General features: G+C 40.7%; 21 protein-coding genes. 6 read left to right on the top strand and 15 right to left on the bottom strand.

Going from position 1 to position 20,337, the window contains the following annotated elements; genetic code table 11:
- Positions 1-18: 18 nt before the first annotated feature.
- The 4 genes from JOD18_RS12525 to JOD18_RS12540 are packed head-to-tail and all read left to right on the top strand — an operon-like array spanning position 19 to position 2,621.
- Complete coding sequence (locus JOD18_RS12525; protein WP_204669373.1) at positions 19-501, top strand: urease accessory protein UreE; 483 nt, start codon at positions 19-21, stop codon at positions 499-501.
- Positions 401-1,153 carry an urease accessory protein UreF gene (locus tag JOD18_RS12530; protein ID WP_204669374.1) on the top strand — a complete coding sequence of 251 codons (753 nt, stop codon included), beginning with the start codon at positions 401-403 and terminating at the stop codon, positions 1,151-1,153. Before JOD18_RS12525 ends, JOD18_RS12530 begins: the two co-directional genes overlap by 101 nt.
- 47 nt (positions 1,154-1,200) lie before the next feature.
- Positions 1,201-1,833 (top strand): urease accessory protein UreG, encoded by a 633-nt coding sequence (gene ureG, locus JOD18_RS12535; protein ID WP_204669375.1) that lies wholly within the window; start codon positions 1,201-1,203, stop codon positions 1,831-1,833.
- A complete protein-coding gene (locus JOD18_RS12540; RefSeq protein WP_204669376.1) occupies positions 1,830-2,621 on the top strand; it encodes an urease accessory protein UreD in 792 nt (263 codons plus the stop codon). Before ureG ends, JOD18_RS12540 begins: the two co-directional genes overlap by 4 nt.
- Before the next feature lie 133 nt (positions 2,622-2,754).
- On the opposite strand, the gene JOD18_RS12545 is transcribed toward JOD18_RS12540, so the two are convergent.
- From JOD18_RS12545 to JOD18_RS12555, 3 genes are all read right to left on the bottom strand, one after another.
- On the bottom strand, positions 2,755-3,291 hold the full coding sequence (locus JOD18_RS12545; protein ID WP_204669377.1) for a hypothetical protein: 537 nt from the start codon (positions 3,289-3,291) through the stop codon (positions 2,755-2,757).
- 106 nt (positions 3,292-3,397) lie between these two features.
- Positions 3,398-4,375, bottom strand: coding sequence for a M23 family metallopeptidase (locus JOD18_RS12550; protein WP_239588101.1), 978 nt, complete (start codon positions 4,373-4,375; stop codon positions 3,398-3,400).
- A gap of 239 nt (positions 4,376-4,614) precedes the next feature.
- Positions 4,615-5,544 carry an L-lactate dehydrogenase gene (locus JOD18_RS12555; RefSeq protein ID WP_204669378.1) on the bottom strand — a complete coding sequence of 310 codons (930 nt, stop codon included), beginning with the start codon at positions 5,542-5,544 and terminating at the stop codon, positions 4,615-4,617.
- 232 nt (positions 5,545-5,776) lie between these two features.
- Between JOD18_RS12555 and JOD18_RS12560 the strand changes: the two genes are divergently transcribed.
- Positions 5,777-6,103: a CAT RNA binding domain-containing protein gene (locus tag JOD18_RS12560; protein WP_204669379.1), complete on the top strand. Its 327-nt coding sequence runs from the start codon at positions 5,777-5,779 to the stop codon at positions 6,101-6,103.
- Here the strand turns inward: JOD18_RS12560 and JOD18_RS12565 are convergent.
- From JOD18_RS12565 to JOD18_RS12610, 10 genes are all read right to left on the bottom strand, one after another.
- On the bottom strand, positions 6,072-6,893 hold the full coding sequence (locus JOD18_RS12565; protein WP_204669380.1) for an undecaprenyl-diphosphate phosphatase: 822 nt from the start codon (positions 6,891-6,893) through the stop codon (positions 6,072-6,074). The two genes, JOD18_RS12560 and JOD18_RS12565, sit on opposite strands and share 32 nt — an antisense overlap.
- A gap of 876 nt (positions 6,894-7,769) precedes the next feature.
- Complete coding sequence (locus JOD18_RS12570; RefSeq protein ID WP_204669381.1) at positions 7,770-8,726, bottom strand: NAD(P)-dependent oxidoreductase; 957 nt, start codon at positions 8,724-8,726, stop codon at positions 7,770-7,772.
- A 24-nt stretch (positions 8,727-8,750) separates the two neighbouring features.
- The gene (locus tag JOD18_RS12575) at positions 8,751-9,500 is read right to left on the bottom strand and encodes a maleate cis-trans isomerase family protein (RefSeq protein WP_338029537.1); all 750 of its coding nucleotides are present in this window, start codon (positions 9,498-9,500) and stop codon (positions 8,751-8,753) included.
- A complete protein-coding gene (locus JOD18_RS12580) occupies positions 9,484-10,197 on the bottom strand; it encodes a GntR family transcriptional regulator (RefSeq protein ID WP_204669382.1) in 714 nt (237 codons plus the stop codon). Before JOD18_RS12580 ends, JOD18_RS12575 begins: the two co-directional genes overlap by 17 nt.
- A 17-nt stretch (positions 10,198-10,214) precedes the next feature.
- The gene (locus tag JOD18_RS12585; protein WP_204669383.1) at positions 10,215-11,534 is read right to left on the bottom strand and encodes an amidohydrolase family protein; all 1,320 of its coding nucleotides are present in this window, start codon (positions 11,532-11,534) and stop codon (positions 10,215-10,217) included.
- Complete coding sequence (locus JOD18_RS12590; RefSeq protein WP_204669384.1) at positions 11,535-12,344, bottom strand: carcinine hydrolase/isopenicillin-N N-acyltransferase family protein; 810 nt, start codon at positions 12,342-12,344, stop codon at positions 11,535-11,537.
- Between the two features lie 11 nt (positions 12,345-12,355).
- A complete protein-coding gene (locus JOD18_RS12595) occupies positions 12,356-13,150 on the bottom strand; it encodes an ABC transporter ATP-binding protein (RefSeq protein WP_204669385.1) in 795 nt (264 codons plus the stop codon).
- Positions 13,151-13,168: 18 nt separating this feature from the next.
- Positions 13,169-13,978, bottom strand: coding sequence for an ABC transporter permease (locus JOD18_RS12600; RefSeq protein WP_204669386.1), 810 nt, complete (start codon positions 13,976-13,978; stop codon positions 13,169-13,171).
- Positions 13,979-14,130: 152 nt separating this feature from the next.
- Positions 14,131-15,177, bottom strand: coding sequence for an ABC transporter substrate-binding protein (locus JOD18_RS12605; protein ID WP_204669387.1), 1,047 nt, complete (start codon positions 15,175-15,177; stop codon positions 14,131-14,133).
- 132 nt (positions 15,178-15,309) lie between these two features.
- Positions 15,310-16,518 carry a Zn-dependent hydrolase gene (locus JOD18_RS12610; protein ID WP_204669388.1) on the bottom strand — a complete coding sequence of 403 codons (1,209 nt, stop codon included), beginning with the start codon at positions 16,516-16,518 and terminating at the stop codon, positions 15,310-15,312.
- A gap of 178 nt (positions 16,519-16,696) precedes the next feature.
- Between JOD18_RS12610 and allB the strand changes: the two genes are divergently transcribed.
- Entirely contained in the window at positions 16,697-18,052 is a 1,356-nt protein-coding gene (gene allB / locus JOD18_RS12615; RefSeq protein WP_204669389.1) for an allantoinase AllB, read from the top strand.
- A gap of 184 nt (positions 18,053-18,236) precedes the next feature.
- Here the strand turns inward: allB and JOD18_RS12620 are convergent, their stop codons facing one another.
- Together JOD18_RS12620 and JOD18_RS12625 are read right to left on the bottom strand one after the other, a co-directional pair.
- Entirely contained in the window at positions 18,237-18,977 is a 741-nt protein-coding gene (locus JOD18_RS12620; protein ID WP_204669390.1) for an SIS domain-containing protein, read from the bottom strand.
- Positions 18,978-18,989: 12 nt separating this feature from the next.
- On the bottom strand, positions 18,990-20,267 hold the full coding sequence (locus JOD18_RS12625) for a PTS ascorbate transporter subunit IIC (protein WP_204669391.1): 1,278 nt from the start codon (positions 20,265-20,267) through the stop codon (positions 18,990-18,992).
- Positions 20,268-20,337: the final 70 nt, after the last annotated feature.

Consider the following 20,337-nt stretch of genomic DNA (forward strand, 5'->3'; position numbering starts at 1 on the left):
GAGGAGGCTGTACAATAAATGAAATTGACAAATGTAATAGGTAATATAGAAAGCGCAGACTACTATGCAGAAACAGTGGAATGGATTGAACTGGATTGGGAGGAACTTAACAAACGTATACTCCGCAAGTTCACTACAAAAGGTCGTGAAATAGCAATTATCTTAGAAGAACAAGGCCTACAGTATGGGGATATTCTTTATCAAGACGAAACCAGCACAATGGCGATTCGCACAAAGTCTGAACCTGCATACGTTATTCGGCCTGCTTCGATAACGGAAATGGGCAAGATCGCCTTTGAATTAGGAAATCGTCATACACCTTGTATTATCGAAGGCAATGAAATTATCGTTCGTTATGACAGGACATTAGAAGATATCTTTGCCAAAACGGGGGTTGCTTATGTCCAAACAGAAAAAAGATTCAAACAGCCATTTAAATACAAAGGACACCACCATCACGATGAACATGCAGCAGCTGCTTCAACTCATGCACATTCATGATTCTGCTTTTCCAATTGGGACTTACACCCACTCCTTTGGAATGGAAACTTACATTCAGCAAGATAAAATCAAGGATCCAGACACCTTGTTCACCTATTGCTATAACTATCTCCATAGCAACCTTAGCTGTGGAGATGGCATTTTTGTTAAAGAGGTCTGGCAAACTCTTGCACAATCAAAATCTTTTGACTCCATCTATACCCTTGATGCCTTCTGCCACGCACAAAAACTAGCCAAGGAATCAAGGGCAGGCAGTACAAAAATGGGTCGACAATTTCTGGAAACGGCTGTTCCTTTAGCTGATTCCCCCATGCTGTCACAATGGAAAGAAGTAGTAATTGCTAATCAGACTTATGGTCATTATGCGATATCTTACGGTTTATACGCCTACATCAAGGGTTTTTCCCTGCCTGTGACGATATGCAGTTTTCTCTATTCTTCGGTAGCTGGTTTAATCCATAATGCCGTGCGTGCCGTACCCCTTGGACAGACGACAGGTGTGCGTGTAATTAATGATATCCTGAGTCATTGTGAAGTAGAGACATTAGCTATACTAGAAAAGAATTTGGATGATTTGTCCAATCAGGCAGTCGGTATCGAATTAGCTTCGATGGCACATGAATTTCTGTATTCTCGTTTATTTATTTCTTAAATGTATAGAGAATGTTAAAAATCTTAACTAGAATAGGAGCAAATTATATGAAACCAGTACGGATTGGAATTGGCGGACCTGTGGGTTCCGGCAAAACCTCTTTAGTAGAATGTCTTACCCGGGCAATGCATAAAGAATACCAGTTGGGAGTTATCACCAATGATATTTACACTAAGGAAGATGCCGAATATTTAACTACTCACGGTGTACTTGAACCTGAACGCATTATCGGGGTTGAAACAGGCGGCTGTCCCCACACAGCAATCCGCGAAGATGCCTCAATGAACTTTGAAGCGATCCATGAATTAAAACAGCGGTTTAATGATTTAGATATCATTTTCGTTGAAAGCGGCGGAGATAATCTATCCGCGACCTTCAGCCCGGAATTGGCGGACGGCTTTATCTATGTTATTGATGTTGCGGAAGGTCAGGATATACCGCGCAAAGGCGGACCGGGTGTCACAAGATCAGACCTATTAGTGATCAATAAGATTGACCTGGCTCCTTATGTCGATGTTGATCTGAATCAAATGCAGACAGATGCCAGACAAGCCCGTGGGGGGAGGCCCTTTGTGTTCGCCAACCAAAAGAAGCATGTCGGTATTGAGCAAATCATAACCTGGATTAAACAAGAACTGTTACTGGAAGACCTTATAGCAGGGGATATGCCAACATCATGACACCCCACTATCAAACACTTAAGGGAGAACTCCAGCTTTCCTTTTACAAACAAGGGAAAAAGACACGAATGACTAGCTGTTATCAGCGGTCGCCGCTGAAAGCTAGTCGGACGCTTTATCCGTCTGGGAATGAGAGAGCCTCCGTCTATCTTGTGGATACGTCAGGAGGTATTGCCTGCGGGGACTATAATCAGATAGTGATCACCGCTGATCATCAAGCATCAGTTGATATCATCCAACAGTCCGCCACAAAAATCTATCCTGCTCGCATCCGTGATAAAAAGAGCAAACAGGATATTTCTATTATAGTTTCCAACGGCAGTCAGCTCTATTGGCATCCTGAAACAACCATTCCCTTTGCTGGTTCCCGTTTTCAGCAATCAGTTACAATCCGAGTGGACGCCTCATCTTGCTGTTATTTTGCTGATATCCTTTCACCAGGACGCGAGAAATATCAAGAAATCTTTCAATATGAGTCCATTGACTCTACGCTTCATGTCTATTATGAAGGAAAACGACTGGCCTATGACCGCCTTTATTTCCAGCCATCTAGTCAGGAAATGCTCGGTTTATTGGACGACTACTATTTCGGCAGTGCTTGGTATATTGCTTCCTGCATACCAAGAGATCTTGCCATGATTCAGCAGGCGGATGCGGTTGATCCGAATGTCCGTTTCGCTGTCACTGCACTTGATCCAATCGGACTTCATGCCCGCTGGTTAAGCAGGGATCTATGCTTATTGAAAGAACAAATGCAGTATTTCCAAGCATTAGTGTGTGCCGATTGATAAAGGAAAACGGGCTCACCTTCTCTGTGTTTTGCAATAAAAGGCACATAAACAGCCGTAACAAAAGAACCGGACAGCGATTTGGAAAACGCTATCCGGTTCTTCGATCAACATGCTATAACTTTCCTCCTCCTCATTCCCCTGGAAGAGATGAATCAATATCCAATGTCATGTTTCCTCTCAGATCTTGCACCAAAAAAACTAACATAATACTAAAGAGGCTATTATAGAATAATGTCATCCATAAACCTTTTTTATAGGGGTTTCCATTACGAGCTAACTTATTAATGACGATAAAACCAATAACCAGCAGAATCATCAGAAGCAATGAAGCCACGGCTGAACTATGCACATCCAGCACCAGCATGAGCCGCTCTATGATAATAATAGATGCACCGATCATACTCGGGAAGGCACCTGCATACATAACAAGCAGCAAAACGGGGATAAAACGCAAGTCTACACCCGAGATCTCTATCGAGAAATTCAGTAAAATACATCCTAGCACACCGCCTGCAGCGCCATGGATAATGCCCGTATAATAAAGAGATTTATTCCTGAGGTCTAATTTCCAAATTATCTTTAAATAGATAAAAATCAAAGCGATCAATACACATAAATTAACAAAAAAATCAATGAATAAATAGAGCAAATCGTCTCCCCTTTTCACCGTTGTTCATCCCACTGCAACAGCAATACATTTGTCTTCACAACGGTCGGCAGTTGACTATTCTCCGTGTTTCATCAAGCAGCGGGAAAAATAAAAGAGAAGTCTGCTAGATTTGCGGTTGAAGATAGTCCCCTTTTATCGGTGTGAGCTGATCTTTGAAGCGAATTCGAATCGACTTACCAGCTTCCAAATCTGACGAGTCATTTACTTGAAAATGGATATGGGCTTCACTAGAATTACCAGAGTTGCCACTTAGACCAATAACTTCCCCTTGCCTTACTTCATCTCCTTCCGATACGTGAAGAGAATCTTGCTGCAAATGGGCAATGACACTATATTCCCCATGCTCATGTTCCATTAATACATAATTGCCTAACGGTTGTTCACTATTCATTTCACCTACTGGTTCATTATCCGCAACCGTCGCTTCTGTCTCTATCACGACGCCGTCAGCCGGTGCAATGACTTCTTTACCGAAGGCGTGATAACTCTCATTCTTAGCTGGATCCCCTTCATATGTGGACTCTTCTTCCATGATCAACAAATCCACAGCATAACGCTGTGATTCTAACGCATAATGATAATTGACCAACTCATTGGTTCCGCCCCAGAAGGTAAACCATTCTTCTTGTATCGGCAAAATAAACTCTGTCTTGGTAAACTGTTCATCTGTTTCGGAATAGGCTTCCAGCTGTAATACAAAAAGTTGCTCAATCGTGCCATCCTCTGCAAATAAGACATCAATCCCTTTCATTTCATCTTTGTCAATCCATGTATAATGGGTAAAAGATTGGATAGGTACTTCCGATTGCAGTTCATATCCTGTCACTCCTTGGTTAAAAGAAATCAACAGTTCCTCAAAATCCTCAAACGGGATTTCTGCTTGAAACGAAGCACTTGTCTGCTGGTAAATAGCTTCTGACTGTTCTTCTAACAAAGCTTCTGCCAATTCCCTTGGTTCTATTCTTTCCGTCATGGTTTTCTCCCCTGCTTCTGAAACTGTCTCTTCTCGATCCTCTTTAACACTGCAGGCAGACAGCAGGATCAAGGCGCTCATCGTGCCTAAGGCTAGCTTTTTCAGCATAAATAACCATCCTTTGTTATATTTGTATATATGCAGTATACAGCTCTTATATTTTACCATTTATTGTACCAAATACAGGCAGCCTTCACTAGCTAAGCCACTTCGCACCATTCCTATCAGGAGAATAACTACATTCCTTATGTCAACAACACTATCCTACTCAAAACCGTTAATCAGAAATAACAAGTCACAGCCAGATCGTGAGAGGCAGATTTGATTTTTTCTACATCTTTAGCGTATTAAATAGCTGCGTCTTGAATCTCTTTTAGTGTGTGAACAGATTGGGCTAGTTTATCCTTTTCCTCATCAGTTAACACTAATTCAACAACATGTTTAACTCCGTTTCTGGTAATAACAGATGGTGCACCAATAAATACATCCTTGTGTCCGTACTCACCTTCTAACAGTGCGCCTACTGGCAGAACAACATTTTCATTTCTTAGGATAGCTTTTGTAATCCTAATCAGACCAATTGCAATCCCATAATAGGTAGCACCTTTTGCCTGAATAATTTCATAAGCGGCATCACGTACTTGGGCACTAATTTCTGTTTTGCGTTCCTCACTTAGCCTGCCTGCTACTGGTATACCGGCAATATTCGCAGAGCTCCAGACAGGAAACTGAGAATCACCGTGCTCTCCCATAATATAGCCATGTACACTAGCAGCCGCCGTATCGAACTCCCGCCCTAATAAATAACGGAATCTAGCAGAGTCCAGTACAGTTCCAGAACCAATGACGCGGTCTTTAGGCAGACCTGAGAATTTCAAAGTAGCATATGACAGAATATCAACTGGGTTCGTCGCAACTAAGAAAATACCGTTAAACCCAGATTCCATAATCTCTTCTACAATAGATTTGAATATTTTTACATTTTTATACACCAAATCCAAACGCGTTTCTCCTGGTTTCTGTGCAGCGCCGGCGCAAATGACAACAAGTGCAGCATCCTTACAGTCTTCATAATGACCAAATCGGATATTCATCGTAGCAGGAGCAAAAGCAATCCCATGATTTAAATCCATCACATCGCCTTTTGCTTTTTCTGTATTTAGATCTACAATGACTAACTCATCACACAATCCTTGATTTAATAAACCATATGCATAGCTTGATCCTACTGCCCCAGTTCCTACTAATACGACTTTATTTCCTAGTGTAATACTCATCCTTATTCCCCCATATCCAAGTATTATTTATTGTGAATAAAATCACATAAATGGTTGTGTAAAAATTGAGATTCATTCGAATTTTTATTGTTATATATAGTAATAATCAGCAAATCCAAAACATTAATATGTGATTTATTTCACAAATTTAGTATATCAAGTTTTTTTATTCTACGCAAGACTTTTTATTTTCTTTTCCAATTACAGGAGTATAGTTGGTGATCTAATAAAGGTGGAAAAAGTATTAAATAACAGCCTAATCCTTTCCAAGAACGAGGAAGGCAATACCGTTATTGTTATGGGAAAAGGGCTCGGCTTTAAACATAAAAAAGGAGATATCATTGATGAAGACGCCATCGAAAAAGTCTTTGTACCAAATGATCTGCGTACACGCCAAGAGTATGTAAAGGAAAAGGGAGCCGACCCATGTATGGATCTGCTCCCTTTTCTCATGCCAGATTGTGAACGGCCTGTCCGCTCCTATAGCTTAAAGGCCTCACTGATCCATTTTGGTTCAAAGGATTTCCTTACAAGAAAATTAAGACTAATAATCCAATAACCACACAGTAATAGGCAAAGTACTCCAACTTGCCATGACGCATAATATTCATAAACCACTTCAATGCATAGTAGCTGGCAATAAAAGATGTAATAAAGGCAATCGCATAAGGTGCCCATAGTTGATCCATATTCGGATCAGCGATTATCTCAGGGATCTCTAAGATACCTGTACCCAGACTTACCGGAATATACAGCAAAAAAGAAAAGCGCAGAGCTGTATCTTGTTTCATACCGACAAGCATGGAAGCTACAATCGTTGCACCAGACCTGCTAATACCAGGTGTAACTGCAATCGATTGACCCAATCCAACGATAATCGCATCCTTTACTGATAAATCACCATCTTGTTTACGCCCGCGAAGATTACGAATAATCCACAAGGCAGCCGCTGTGATCAATAAAGTAATCCCGACGACACTTGTACTGCTTAATGCCTCACCAAGTACATCACCAAATAACACACCAATGATACCAACTGGAATAGTGGCAATTACTAAATAAACGACAAACATAAAATCGTCTTTTGCGCTTTTATCGTGCTTTACAATAAAATTCCAAGTTCCAACAATCAAGCGCACAATGTCCTTACGATAAATCAGCATGACAGCAAGCAAAGAAGCAAAGTTGACAAAGATCTCAAAAGAAAGCCCCCTTGCTTCAATATCGAACAGCTCCCGTATAATGATTAGATGACCACTGGAGGAGATTGGGATCGGTTCTGTTACACCTTGTACAAGCCCCAGAATAAAATATTGTATAAGTGTCCAAAAGTTACTTAAAGCATCCATTCTTCATTCCTACCTTTTCATTGTTTTTCAAGAATTGACCTAGTTTCAATCTATGCTGTATTTACTAGAATCATGCAGACAAGCTTATTGATTCCTAGTTTCGACTGCCATTTTTCAAAACAGCAATCATCTCTTAATCATACGCTTAATTGTCTATATTTTCAATTAAATTCTTGTATTCACTTTGTTAATTTTTGTTCAAATTTTGCTAACTATAGCAATCCATAAGATTGCGTATTTATTGGGGCAGATAGGCGAAAACATAGAAAATTTAGATATCTATATAACTTTACCTCTATATCTCCATCTTAGGATGTGCTCTTGATCGATTTAAATAGGATAGCAAATAGGAACATTCATTTGAGGCATGTACAATTATGAAATAATCGAACATGTAGAGAATACCTATTCAGAAGGGAGCGAAATGGCAATGAGCTTAACGGAAATTTTTAGAAATGATGGGAAAGAAGAAGGTGCACGAACAAGAATTAAGTACGGTAGAAACGATTATTGATCATATTGACGAATTTCAATCCATTGAGGAAGTAGAACAATATTTGAAATAACAGAATTCGATTGTGGATTTTAGAACAATAAAAGACTTTGAATATATTATCCATGTGAAAACAGGAAAAGATTCATATTTAAAATCTTTATTATTTTATGAGGCCACTGAAAATCTTATCGTGTCTTCAGCAGCCAGCTATAATTGAATCATGAAAATTCCAAAATTCTCTATATAAGTTGCGTTAAATGTCTTCCCTCTAACCTTAGCATGTGCTCTCGGTCTATTTACACAGTATGGTTATAACCTGTAAATTCTTAAACTAGTGACTTACCAACATAGAGTAAGACAACCCCACTAAACTTAAAATGTTAATAAACAGGTGTCAATGGCGGTTGATCGGCTAACACGTTTAAGATATTCTCCGCTGACAGCTTTGCCATACTATTTCGCGTCTCGACCGTGGCATTGCCAATATGCGGTGTTATCACTAAATTACCAAACTGTTTAAGTTCTTCTGTGATATTTGGTTCAAATTCAAACACATCGAGTGCCGCCCCTGCAATCTCCTTCTCTTCCAAAGCTTTAGCAAGGTCTATTTCCTTTACAACCGGGCCCCTAGATAAGTTAAGAAAGTAAGCTGTTTTTTTCATCGCTTTAAATTCTTCCACTGTAAAGAGGTGGTGTGTCTCCTTGTTATAGGCGGAATGTACGGTTATCACGTCGCTTGTTTCAAGTAATTCTGTAAGTGATGATGTATAGGTAGCGTTATATTTCTCTTCTATTTCCGGTGATTTTTGCGATCTGCCTGTATAATATATATCCATCCCAAATGCCTGTGCCCGCTTAGCCACTGCTTGCCCAATCTTGCCAAAGCCAACAATACCTAATTTCTTGTTTGTTAATTCATTTCCTAAGAAGAAAAGCGGTGCCCAACCGTTAAATCCAGTCGTTCGGCACAAGTTGTCACCTTCAGGAATACGCCGCATAACCGCTATCATTAAACCAAGTGCCAACTCCGCTGTTGCTTCCGTAGAGACTGCCGGGGTATTCGTAACGGCAATACCTTTTTCCTTTGCTGCTTCTATATCAATATTGTCAAAACCAGCACCAAAGTTAGCAATAACCTTTAAATCAGGAGCTGAATTGATTACCTTTCTGGTTACCTTTGTCGATAAGGGAGTCAATAGCGCTTCTGCTCCCTGTACCCCTTCTATAAGTTCCGCTTCTGTAATCAGTTGTTCACCTTTATATACATGGAGATCATGCTCTTGCAAAATCTCATAGCCTGTTTCGGGAATTTCCCCAGAAATAAATATTTTTGCCATATCGCAAAATCCTCCTCCCTATGTTTAATTACTTACTGTTAATGGTACAGAGTTAAAAATATCCCCCCAGCCTTTTACAGCATTGGGCTTCTCTCCGACCATGCACAGACACTGCCATATTAATGTGTTTATTGTATCATAGATAACAACATTATACTCTTTTTCGTAGTAATCTACGTTATGGATACCAGGGAAATTAGTACAGACCATACTAATACCATCAGCTTGGTCCGTCGTCACTTGTTGGATCATATCTTCAATTCTTTCATCTTCTATCTGGCTAAAGGAACGGTTGACTGTTTGAGCTAATCCTCTTGCTTGTATGGTTTGAATGCCACAATATGTTTTATATTGTTCCGCAATTAATGCATTAATCTCTGAAATATAAGGGGTCACTAAATGGACAGTTTTGATATCATTTGCTTTAAATGCTTCCACTTGCGCTAACATTGATGTCGTCGCTGGAATTCCTGTTCTTTCTTCAATTTTACGACACAGTTCAACATCTACATCAAATCCCATCCAGCCGCCAGATGTGCCATTCCATGCTATGACATCCACCTCGGCATGTGCCAATAACTCTGCAGCTTGCAACATAGGCTCAAAGTCAAATTGGGCTAATGCATCATCCTCCAACGAAATCTTGGTTACTTCAAAACGAGAAAAATGACATGTTACATTGGACAAATCTCGTACTATTTCCATACAAATGGGCTCTAATACCGTATTTGATGATGGTGTGAGCATTCCTATCTTCTTAGGTTCTTTTCTCACGATCTTTTGCCTCCTTAAATACTGTCTGATATGTTTCACTATTCATTTCACAAAAATGAACCAGATCATTCTCAATATGCTTCATCATTGCTCGTGCTGCCAGTTCACCATTTCGTTGCTTGATATATTGATAGATTTGTTGATGTTCCATAAACAATTCTCTTCCGCGATGATCCCCTTTAAAATTTAACACGCGGAAGAAAAAGCTCAATGAATTAATTGATTCCAGCTGCTTATTCAACAAGTTATTGTTACTGTACTTAATAATTAATTGATGGAACGCTGTATTCAACCTTATCAGCTGCTCACGATTCTCTTCTTCATCAGTAAGCAGCTGTTCCGTCTGCCTTATCACCTCGCCTATTTTGCTAATCTGAGAATCTGTCGCTATATGTGCTGTTAACTTTGCTGCTAAGGATTCCAATGCTGTTCTGCATTGATAGATTTGTATAATGTCATCAAAAGTCGGATTATAAACAAAAATACGTGACTTATCATCAATAACCAGTAATCCTTCTTTACACAGTGCCTTAACAGCCTCCCGCACCGGACTTCGGCTGGTATGAAAGAAACGGGCCAGTTTGGCTTCATAGACACGCTCACCTGGCTTCAGTTCCATAAAGATAATCATTTCGCGGATTTTATAATACACTTGGTCATAGTATGGCTTGGATTTCTCGATGGAGAATTTAGTCATGATACATCCCTTTCCTTTTATTTATAACGGCCCCAGCATTTATCTGACACATATTGAACTTCTGCACTAAGCTGTTCTTCATCGATACCTGTCACATTCCCGTCCCGCACGCACCATTCGCCATCTATCCACACATGCGCCACATCACTGGCTTGCACAGAATGTACGATTGTTCCATATGGTGAAATGATAGGTGCTATATGGAACTTATCTTTATGAATCGCAATTAGATCTGCCTTCTTCCCTACTTCAAGTGAGCCAATATCATGGTCCATTCCCAGGGCTTTTGCACCTTTTAAAGTACCCATCTCTACGATATGACGAGGTGTCGGACCTATCCTGCGGCCGGACGATAATCGATGTACTGCCAAACCAAAGCGCATCGACTCAAACATACTCCCTGACATAGAATCCGTACAAATAGCAACATTTACCCCTTTCTCTTCAAGCGCTGCTATCGGGGCTATATCACCCTTTTTTAAATTCCCTTCTGGGACATGTGCCACACTGGTATTCGTTTCAACCAACAATGCTTGATCTGCCTCTGTTAAATGAATACAGTGAGCCGCTACAGTCTTTGAACCAAGAATCCCTAACTCATGATATAACTGAACAGGTGTTATCCCATCTCTCCTTTGAATTTCTTCTACCTCCATCTTACTTTGAGCGAGATGTGTAGTAATGCCAACATCATACTTTCTAGCAAGTGAAATGATTTCCTCTAAGAAATTCGTAGTACAGGTATCTGGGGCATGAGGGCCAAAATGACAAGTAATCCTTCCATTAGCGCTATTATGCCATTTATCGATAAGTTCTATATTCTTGGCTAATGTTCCCTCTTGTGCCTGTTCATCTAACGAATATACGCCTTCTGGAACACGGAAAAAATCAATATTGTGGACCCGCTCGCTTATGACAGCCCGCAGGCCTAAATCCTTTATAGCAGTAAGGCTTTTCGTTGATTGAATATAATTAGAACCGATGCACGTATTACCTGCCCGAAGTGCTTCTACATAGCCGAATATGTTGAACAAATCACATTCTTCTTCCGTTAGTAACACACCCTGCGGCATATTACGGGAATATAAGGGTGGTACACCAGTATCTGAACCAACACCCCGATTGATGACAAGTGCTCCATGATAATGGGGATTTACAAAGCCTGGCATGATCATCATTGAAGAGCAATCGACAACTTCTGCGTCTGGATATTGTTTTGCAAGAGTTATTACATCTCCGCTAGCCTCTATCTTATCGCCTTTGATAACAATGGCAGACTGCAGTAATATGTCATCATCTTCATTCATCGTGATAATGTCTCCCTTGATCAATAACACTTATTCTACACCTCTCTTATTCATAGACCATACTGTCCATTTTCCTTTACAGGGAGAGCCGTCGGAATAAATGCACCGCTTGTTTACAACATCAAAAATCAAGGCCGTTTCCGTTGAATGAAAGCTCTCATCCTTACTTCTTGTACCTTTATTATCGAAATGATGGATACATATGCTGCCTGTTTGTTTGTCATCATCGGAAACATGCTGCCCCAGCAGGCTTTGAAGCGTAACCAGCCAATTTTCTCCTTGTATATGATCGATAGCTTTGGCTACCTGATCATAACGCAGCCTACGGTCAGCTCCCTCTTTGTCTCTCTCCTTAAAAAAAAGCGGATGATTAGCTCGAATTACATAATTTGTATCTAATCTATGTTTCTTGATTGCCCTTGTCACAGGGTCATGCTCCAAGACTCCTATAGAATAACTAGCATCGATTAGAAAATGTATTCCCCCAACTTCACTTGGCTTCCGCATAAGAATACCCTCTAATAAATGCAGACCATCCTGTACATTGGTACATTGACGAAGCACTTGCTCGTTGGCCATCCCTCTGGTATCTTCCTTGTCCAATACCTCACTGGGCAAATGTTCTGTTAAACTGGCATAGGAGGAAAGTACAGCCAGCCCCTCTCCATTCATACCTGAATTAACACCATTCTGCCAGCCCATCTTAAAGAAAAAGTAACCATAATGTTCTAATGAACTAGGTTTATAATCAAATATCAGCGAAGTTTCTGGTGTATCCACCGTTTTAGCAGCAAATAACAACTTATTTTCCATATGCTGTTTCATTAACATTGTGCACATTATTCTTCCTCCTAAATCACTTGATGCATAGAATCCTCTTCTAGAAGGGGCTCTTCATTTTTTTCAATCAGTGTCAGTATTTCGCGTTTATATCGATTAAAGATAGGTGACGTGGAATCCCGAGGTCGATCCATTTCCAAATTGATAATTTTGTTTATCCGGCCGGGACGTTTGCTTAAAACAATTACTTTTGTACCTAACATCAGTGCCTCTTCCACAGAGTGGGTTACAAATATAATAGTGCGTTTATTTTTCTGCCAGATTCGAGCTAGTTCTTCTTGCATTTCTAACTTCGTAAACGGGTCAAGTGCAGCAAATGGTTCGTCCATTAAGATAAGGGAAGGGTTTTGCAAGAGGGCTCTTGCAATCCCAACTCGCTGACTCATCCCTCCAGATAGTTCATGAGGGTAATGTTTCTCAAAGCCTGTTAAACCTACCATATCAATATACTTTTGTGCTTCTTCTTTTTTCTTTTGCCTACTTGCCCTTTTTAGTTTTAAGTGAAAGGCTATATTCTTTTGTACAGTTAACCAAGGCATTAATGTCGGCTGCTGAAATACCATCCCCCGATCAGCCCCCATCTTCTCAATTTTCTTGCCATTCATCATAATTTCACCTATGGTTGGCTTTTCAAAGCCTGCTATCAAATTAAGTAAGGTAGATTTCCCGCATCCACTTCCACCCAATAAACACACAAATTCATTTTCTTCAATCGTTACACTAATATCCTGAAGTGCCTGTACTTGTGTTCCACGTTTTGCATCTTTAAATATTTTATCTACTTGATTGATCTCCAAAAACGCCATTTTGATCACTCCTTAAGTTTAGATACTTTCAATAGAAGCTCCTCGCTGCCATGGAAGCAGTGCATGCATTGCCTTTTTAATAGCAAAATCTGTTAGAAATCCTAACAGTCCTATACTTATCATGCTGGCAATAACCAGGTCATACCTTAAGAAATAATAAGAATCCCAAAGTACATATCCTAATCCACTGTTAACGGCGACCATCTCTGCTGTTACGGTTAACATCCATGCCGCTCCAATACCAATTCTCATACCAGCCATAATATTAGGAAGAGCCGCTGGTAAAATAACATACCGTAATGTATGCCATTGATTTGCCCCCATCATTCCGCCAGCTCTTACTAAATTTTTATCTACTGACTTTACACCATGTATCGTATTAACTAGAATTGGGAAGAATGCAGCTAAAAAAACTAGGAATATCGCTGGTTTATCTGCAATGCCAAACCAGATAATAGCTAATGGTATCCACGCTACCGGTGGAATGGGGCGAAGCATTTGAATCGTTGGTTCTACCAATTGCTCGATCGGTTTCCACCAGCCTATCAAAATACCCATAACAATCGCTGTTACAGTAGCAATACTATATCCAATTAGCACTCTCAACGCACTGTTCCCTGCATCAACCAGCCACTGACCGCTATTTGATTCAACGAGCCCTGTCGTCCCGAAGATCCAATCGATCATTGCTGCGATTATACTGGAGGGAGCAGGCAATAAAGCGCTCGATATCAGGTTGGCCCTTGATAAAAGTTCCCATAGCAGGATAAAAGTAACTGGGACTACAACCTTCAATAAGAGTGACTTTGTTTGTTTTGCCAGTTTCATGTTCATTCTCCTTTTTGATATATTTTTTCACCACTGCACGCTGCTAAATTATGATATAGTGAAACTGCCATTAGTGGAGATTTTCTCCTCCCCCGTTAATGTTCTCAAAAAATATCAAATCGTTCGCCTCATGACACATCACTACTCAGCTATTACTTTCCAAGTTCCTCCGCACTCTTACCTGTTGCCTGCTCGATAAAACGATAATCCATATGTTCCACCGCTTCTTCTCTTACATCGGACTGAATATACTGGAGATCCTCCATCATCTCTGCAATTGCTAATGTTTCATCTAAATGCATTTGGTAATCAGGAAAAGAATTTTTCATCGCCTCTCTACTTACCTCTTCACTTAACGAGGTATTTTCACTTAATACATCTAACCAAAGATCCGGATTCTCCTCCAAATCCCCTACCAGACTTACAATCCCGCCAACTACCTCATACAAGGCATCTTCCTTCTCTTCAATGACATCGGATCGTGTCACGATTAAATTTGTTAAGTTACCTGCATTTTGTTCATATGGATAGACAAAGTGTTTTCCTGCTTCACTTAAACGAATCTGCGAAGCAAATGGTTCCACTGTTGAAATCATGTCTACTTCCCCACTCTCTAAAGCACTTGCATGGTCTGCAGGATTCGCAATATTAATAATTTCCAGATCTTCTACTGGATCAATACCATGCAGCATGAATTCTCCTCGCATATGGATATCTTGTGCATTCCCCCTGGAGGCCGCTACCCTGAACTTCTCTCCAGATTGCTTATGCTGTTCAATCAAATCTTTGAATCCATCCCAATCGTTTTCTTCAAGAGGCACATCATTTCCAACTAAAATCTCAGATCCTCCATTGATTTGACCAGAGATAGCCACTAAATCAAATCCTTTATCTAAAGCTGTAATGTAATGGAGATAGGTCACTTGAGCTACATCTAAACTCTCGGAAACCAATGCTGTCAACACATCATTACCAGAGGCAAAGCTTGTTGCTTCAATATTTACATCCTCTACATAATCGGGTGTTAATGACATCGTTAAGCAATGTGCACATGTTGCATAACCTAGTGCTAAACTGTCTGCTGTCGACACTTCCGAAGAAGTATCTGTTTCTCCTTGATTGGATCCGCAAGCACTTAGCAACATAAGAACTGCACCTAGCATAGCCAACCATAACCTGTTTCTATTTCGATTCAACATAGACTCATCCTCTCACACTCTAGGTGTTCTCTTTTTATTTGTTGTCTCTATTTTCATTGCTTGGAACTGTTCCAACAAGCAACCTGTTATATTATTTGCCAGTCTTTTTTTGAATTTCTTTATCCATCTGCTTTAGTAAGCCAGTTTAAACAAAGTATCTTCTAAGACAGCCATGCCTTGTACTAAACTCTGTTCAGCCGTAAACTCAAACGGTGAATGACTGATTCCTGATTGACTGGGAACAAAGATCATCGCAGTTGGCACCATCGTAGCTGTCACTTGAGAATCATGGGCAGCGCCACTGTGCATCCATTTATATGTGATATGTTTGTCCTCACAGCTTTGGCTTATCTGCTGAATCATCTGATTATCCATTGGTACTGGCTGAGAGGAAAACCATGTTTCAATGCTAATTTCTACAAATTGTTCTTTAGCAATCCGTTCCATCTCTACTGTCATTTCTTCGGTTATTTCCTCCAATACACTCTTATCAATATGTCGGATATCTAAAGTAAAAATTGCTTTGCCAGGTACCACATTCGGAATATTAGGTTCCAACTCAAACCGACCGATCGTTGCCACCAGTGGATCACCATATGCACTTGCTATAGACAGTAAACTGCTAACCATCTGACTGGCAGCCTTCATTGCGTCCTTACGATAACCCATTGGTGTTGTCCCCGCATGATTAACTTCCCCGATTACCGTGACTTGGAGCCGGCGCTGCCCTACAATGCTGTGGACAATGCCGATTTCTATCTCCTCTGTCTCTAATACACTACCTTGTTCTATATGCAATTCGATAAAAGCTTTCACTTGCTCTCTCGGTTCCTGTACCCCTGAATAATCCCATTTTTTCATGGCATTCTCCATCGATACCCCTTCCGCGTCCTTGATATTTTTCACATCATCTATACATGCCTTCCCAAACATACTCTTACTCCCCCACATCGCATAGGGAAATCTACTTCCTTCTTCCTCAGCAAACGCAACAACGGCTATTGTTTTTCTTGGGCGGCCATGTTTCTTTACTAATCCTAATACAGATAAGGCCCCTCCGATAATTCCGTACTGCCCATCATATATACCTCCAGACACTACTGAATCCAGGTGAGATCCAGTCATAATGTGCTCATCCGGTCTTTCAGCACCAGGAATTAAGGCGATTAAATTACCGACGGCATCTATTTCGACGTTGAAACCTTCCTCTTCCAACCAAGTTTTTAACGCTTGCTGAGCCTGATACCAAGCCTCTGAGTAAACCAGCCTCGTTATTCCTCCTCGTCCATCTCTCCCATAGGCGGCAAGCCATTCTAACTTTTTTAAAACTAAACTAGTCATGTAATCATCTCCTTTGAATACTAATCAACTCTTTCCCTTTGTGTATGCCATTTATCATCATACGAAAATATTCCTTCTTTCAAGTTCTCTGTTAAGTTACCTCACACAATACTTCGCAATCCTTCCATATTTGCTATGATGATGTATAAATTAACTTGGTACAAAGGAGTTCTTTGACATGTCACATTCGAGAGTGATTACTAATGGAAAAGTTGTAACAGAAGCTGGGGTTTTCCAAGAGGATATCGAGATTACAGAAGGAACTATCAGGAGAATTAGTGAGAATATACCTAAACACCCCAACGTGGAGCCTATAGACGCAGAAGGACAATACGTGCTCCCCGGTATGATAGACACCCATGTACATATGAATGAACCTGGGCGAACAGAGTGGGAGGGGTTTGAAACTGGATCAAAGGCACTGGCTGCAGGCGGAACCACCGCCTATATCGATATGCCGCTCAATGCGCTGCCAGCTACTTCTACCCGACAGGCATTACAGCAAAAAATAGAGATTGCCTCTACCAAAAACTATCTCGATTATGCTTTTTACGGTGCCTTAACACCAGATAATCTCGATCATTTAGAAGAACTGGCTGAAGCTGGTGCTGTGGCTTTTAAATGCTTCCTCTCCACCTATCAGGCAGAAGTTCCCGGTGACTTCCAAAGCATTAATGACCTTACTTTGTTAGAAGGTATGAAGCGTATTTCTTCGCTAGGAAAAATACTACTTATTCACTGTGAGAATGCAGCGATTACAGATGGTCTAGCGCTTGAGAAAATAAAGCAAGGAAAAAAAAGTGGTTATGACTTTGTAGAATCTCGTCCGATTATTGCAGAAGTCGAAGCCGTTTCTCGCGTTATTCATTTCGCTAAGGAAACAGGCTGTTCCGTTCACATCGTCCATGTAAGTTCTTATGAGACAGTTCAGCTAATTCAGCGGGCGAAACAAGAGGGTGTAGACATTACCTTGGAATCCTGTCCCCACTATTTCGCCCTAAATGCAGACGATTTAATGCGCCTCGGATCAGTAGCTAAATGCCAGCCTCCGCTTCGTTATCCAGAAGAGCAGGAAGCATTGTGGCAGGCTTTAATAATCGGTGACATTGATTGGATAAGCTCGGATCACTCTCCTTGTAGCCCTGAGCTTAAAAAAGGCCATATATTTGAAACCATGGGTGGGATATCCGGCTGTCAGAACAATGTAGATCTAATGTTTGATCTAGCCGTCAACAAACGGGGCATGAGTGTAATTGACTTTGCAAAACTTATCGCAGCAAATCCAGCTAAACGTTTCGCCATTCCCAATAAGGGTAAAATAGCACTTGGTTATGATGCCGATCTAATACTTATAAATCCTCATCAAAACTATACTTTAGAAGCCAAAGATCTTTATTATAAGAATCCGCACAGCCCCTATATTGGAATGGAGATTGGCGCACGCGTTACCAAGACCTTTTTGCGGGGAGAATTAATTTTCTCTACTGAACAGGGCATCATCGGGGAACCCAAAGGGAGACAATGGTGCAAGTAAGCTAAAACGTTAAAAATTGCTAACTAAGAAGAAGGGCAGACCCATTCCTGGATCTGCCCTTTTTCTTAGTTTAATAAATAGCCGTTTTTCTCTAAAAACCTGAACCTACCGATAATCATTTGATTGATGGTTCGAATAGCGATGCAGCGACTACACGTTTGCCCTCGCCTTATTTGCCTATTACCTACATATAATGAATCTGTTCTTTGTAACGCTCAAATAATTGGGCATTGTAATCATCGCCACCGTCCAAATTGGCACTGCGGAAGATCGGGATATCCTTGCCTTCCTGCTCAAACATCTCAATCATTTTCAATACAATCGAATGAATCGTGAAACTGCCTACGATCGTTGATATTGGTGCAACTTTTTGAGAAAGAGAGTGAATAGAAACAACCGCATCACCTGGTTCGCCTCCATTATCAATTACAATATCACTGACTTCAAATAATCGTTTGCCTGACGAGTGTCGTGAGGAGACCTGCTGAGAGTAAGTCACATTGGTTAAGCTAATAATCGTGACTCCTCTTTCCTTTGCCTCCAACGCCATGTCAATAGCCACAGGATTTCTTCCTGACACTGAATGAATAAACAGCACGTCGCCCGCCTTTACTGGCTTAGCATCCAGCAGGATGCTGCCGTAGCCTTCCAGCCTTTCCAGCTGGCTTGTTAATGTAACCGGCTCTACATTCAGCATCAGGCTGGGGCTGAAGATGGGATTAAACAAGGCAAATCCCCCAGCACGATAAAAGGCATCTTCTGTAATGATCCCCGCATGGGAAGCACCGAACAAATAGATCGAATGACCATTGGATACAGCCTCCGCCATCTGTTTTGCTGCTTTCCCGATCTCCTTTTCTTCTTTTTCCAGAATAAAATCAAGTGCAGTAGTAATTTTATCGTAATACTCTTTCATATATGTCATCTTTTCACCTTCCTATCCGAATATTTTGGCTATCCAATCACCGATGAATGACCAAAGAGAAAAATCATTTCCACCAAAAATAACAATCCAATCAGCTATTGTTCCATTTAAGACAGGCACCGATAATCCGACAAGAAGAATCATGACAATCCCTGCCACAGCAGATCCGGCGATAGCACCCTTTAATCCGCCTGTACCATTTCCGATAATAGCGGCTGTCCCAATCTCAAAGAAACAGGTAATTGTAAGCGGCACAATAACAAAGCTAAAGATACCCAAACTTCCGGTAATAAAGATGGTGGCCACCGATGTAATCATCGATACAATAAAACCAATTAACACAGCGTTCGGTGCAAATGGGAATAAAATCGGCGCATCCAATGCAGGTACGGCGTTTGGAATCCACTTCTGCGAAATCCCTTGGAATGCCGGGATAATTTCGGCAAGCATCATCCGTACCCCAAGTAATAAAATCGTTAAACCGGCACCGAATAAAACCCCTTGCATTAAGCTGTAGATCACGATATTCTGCTCGGCACCAAATGCAGCAGCTGCCGGATTAAACCCAATAATAATGCTTACCACTAAATAAACTAAAAACATGGTTATCGAAGATGTAATACTTATTTCACGTAAAAATTCCGTTGACTTAGGGAACTTAATATCTTCAGATGACTTTCCTTTATTGCCAAACAGCTTACCAACCCCAGCGGAAATAAGGGAAAGAATCGTGGTTGGGTGACCAATAATAAAATCATCAGATCCCGTCACTTTTCGGACAAATGGGCGTAATAATGCCGGTGCAATAATAATGTATAAAGCCGTCATAATTGAGGCAAAGATAATGATTTGCGTATTACTTAAATTGTTTTCTACTCCAACGGCAACAAAAACAAATGGAAACCAGAACAACATATGACCAGTTAAAAAGACATGCTTAATTTTCGTAAAACGAGCGACTAACAAATTGATCGCAAATGCTACAAGCATTGCTATCCCAATTTGTGTTCCATACTGACTAAGTACTTGATCTGATCCAAGCGCCGGATTTACCTCGGTTTCCTGGATATCATACATCAAATTAAAGCCGGCCGTTAAAGGCTCGATGGAGCTAACCAGAATATTTGTCCCCTGTGTTAAAATCACAACGCCAATAATTGTTTTCGCTGTACCAGAAACGACCGATGATAAGTCCTTCTTTAACAACAACAGCCCTACTAGTGCTATTAAACCTAAAAAGATAGCCGGCTCACGGATAATTTCAATAACAAAATTCATTAGTGATTCCACTACTGATCCCTCACTTTGCTTATTAGTGCGTGTTCAAAAAGCCCGCAGAAGGCTGTCATCACATTACAGA

The sequence above is a fragment of the Gracilibacillus alcaliphilus genome, from assembly GCF_016909015.1.
Classification (GTDB): Bacteria; Bacillota; Bacilli; order Bacillales; family Amphibacillaceae; genus Gracilibacillus; species Gracilibacillus alcaliphilus.

Coding starts and splice junctions, on each gene's coding strand:
- JOD18_RS12620 (WP_204669390.1), bottom strand. CDS start 18,977: ATGACATATATGAAAGAGTATTACGATAAAATTACTACTGCACTTGAT.
- allB (WP_204669389.1), top strand. CDS start 16,697: ATGTCACATTCGAGAGTGATTACTAATGGAAAAGTTGTAACAGAAGCT.
- JOD18_RS12570 (WP_204669381.1), bottom strand. CDS start 8,726: ATGGCAAAAATATTTATTTCTGGGGAAATTCCCGAAACAGGCTATGAG.
- JOD18_RS12540 (WP_204669376.1), top strand. CDS start 1,830: ATGACACCCCACTATCAAACACTTAAGGGAGAACTCCAGCTTTCCTTT.
- JOD18_RS12525 (WP_204669373.1), top strand. CDS start 19: ATGAAATTGACAAATGTAATAGGTAATATAGAAAGCGCAGACTACTAT.
- JOD18_RS12590 (WP_204669384.1), bottom strand. CDS start 12,344: ATGTGCACAATGTTAATGAAACAGCATATGGAAAATAAGTTGTTATTT.
- JOD18_RS12550 (WP_239588101.1), bottom strand. CDS start 4,375: ATGCTGAAAAAGCTAGCCTTAGGCACGATGAGCGCCTTGATCCTGCTG.
- JOD18_RS12580 (WP_204669382.1), bottom strand. CDS start 10,197: ATGACTAAATTCTCCATCGAGAAATCCAAGCCATACTATGACCAAGTG.
- JOD18_RS12530 (WP_204669374.1), top strand. CDS start 401: ATGTCCAAACAGAAAAAAGATTCAAACAGCCATTTAAATACAAAGGAC.
- JOD18_RS12555 (WP_204669378.1), bottom strand. CDS start 5,544: ATGAGTATTACACTAGGAAATAAAGTCGTATTAGTAGGAACTGGGGCA.
- JOD18_RS12565 (WP_204669380.1), bottom strand. CDS start 6,893: ATGGATGCTTTAAGTAACTTTTGGACACTTATACAATATTTTATTCTG.
- JOD18_RS12610 (WP_204669388.1), bottom strand. CDS start 16,518: ATGACTAGTTTAGTTTTAAAAAAGTTAGAATGGCTTGCCGCCTATGGG.
- JOD18_RS12605 (WP_204669387.1), bottom strand. CDS start 15,177: ATGTTGAATCGAAATAGAAACAGGTTATGGTTGGCTATGCTAGGTGCA.
- ureG (WP_204669375.1), top strand. CDS start 1,201: ATGAAACCAGTACGGATTGGAATTGGCGGACCTGTGGGTTCCGGCAAA.
- JOD18_RS12595 (WP_204669385.1), bottom strand. CDS start 13,150: ATGGCGTTTTTGGAGATCAATCAAGTAGATAAAATATTTAAAGATGCA.
- JOD18_RS12600 (WP_204669386.1), bottom strand. CDS start 13,978: ATGAAACTGGCAAAACAAACAAAGTCACTCTTATTGAAGGTTGTAGTC.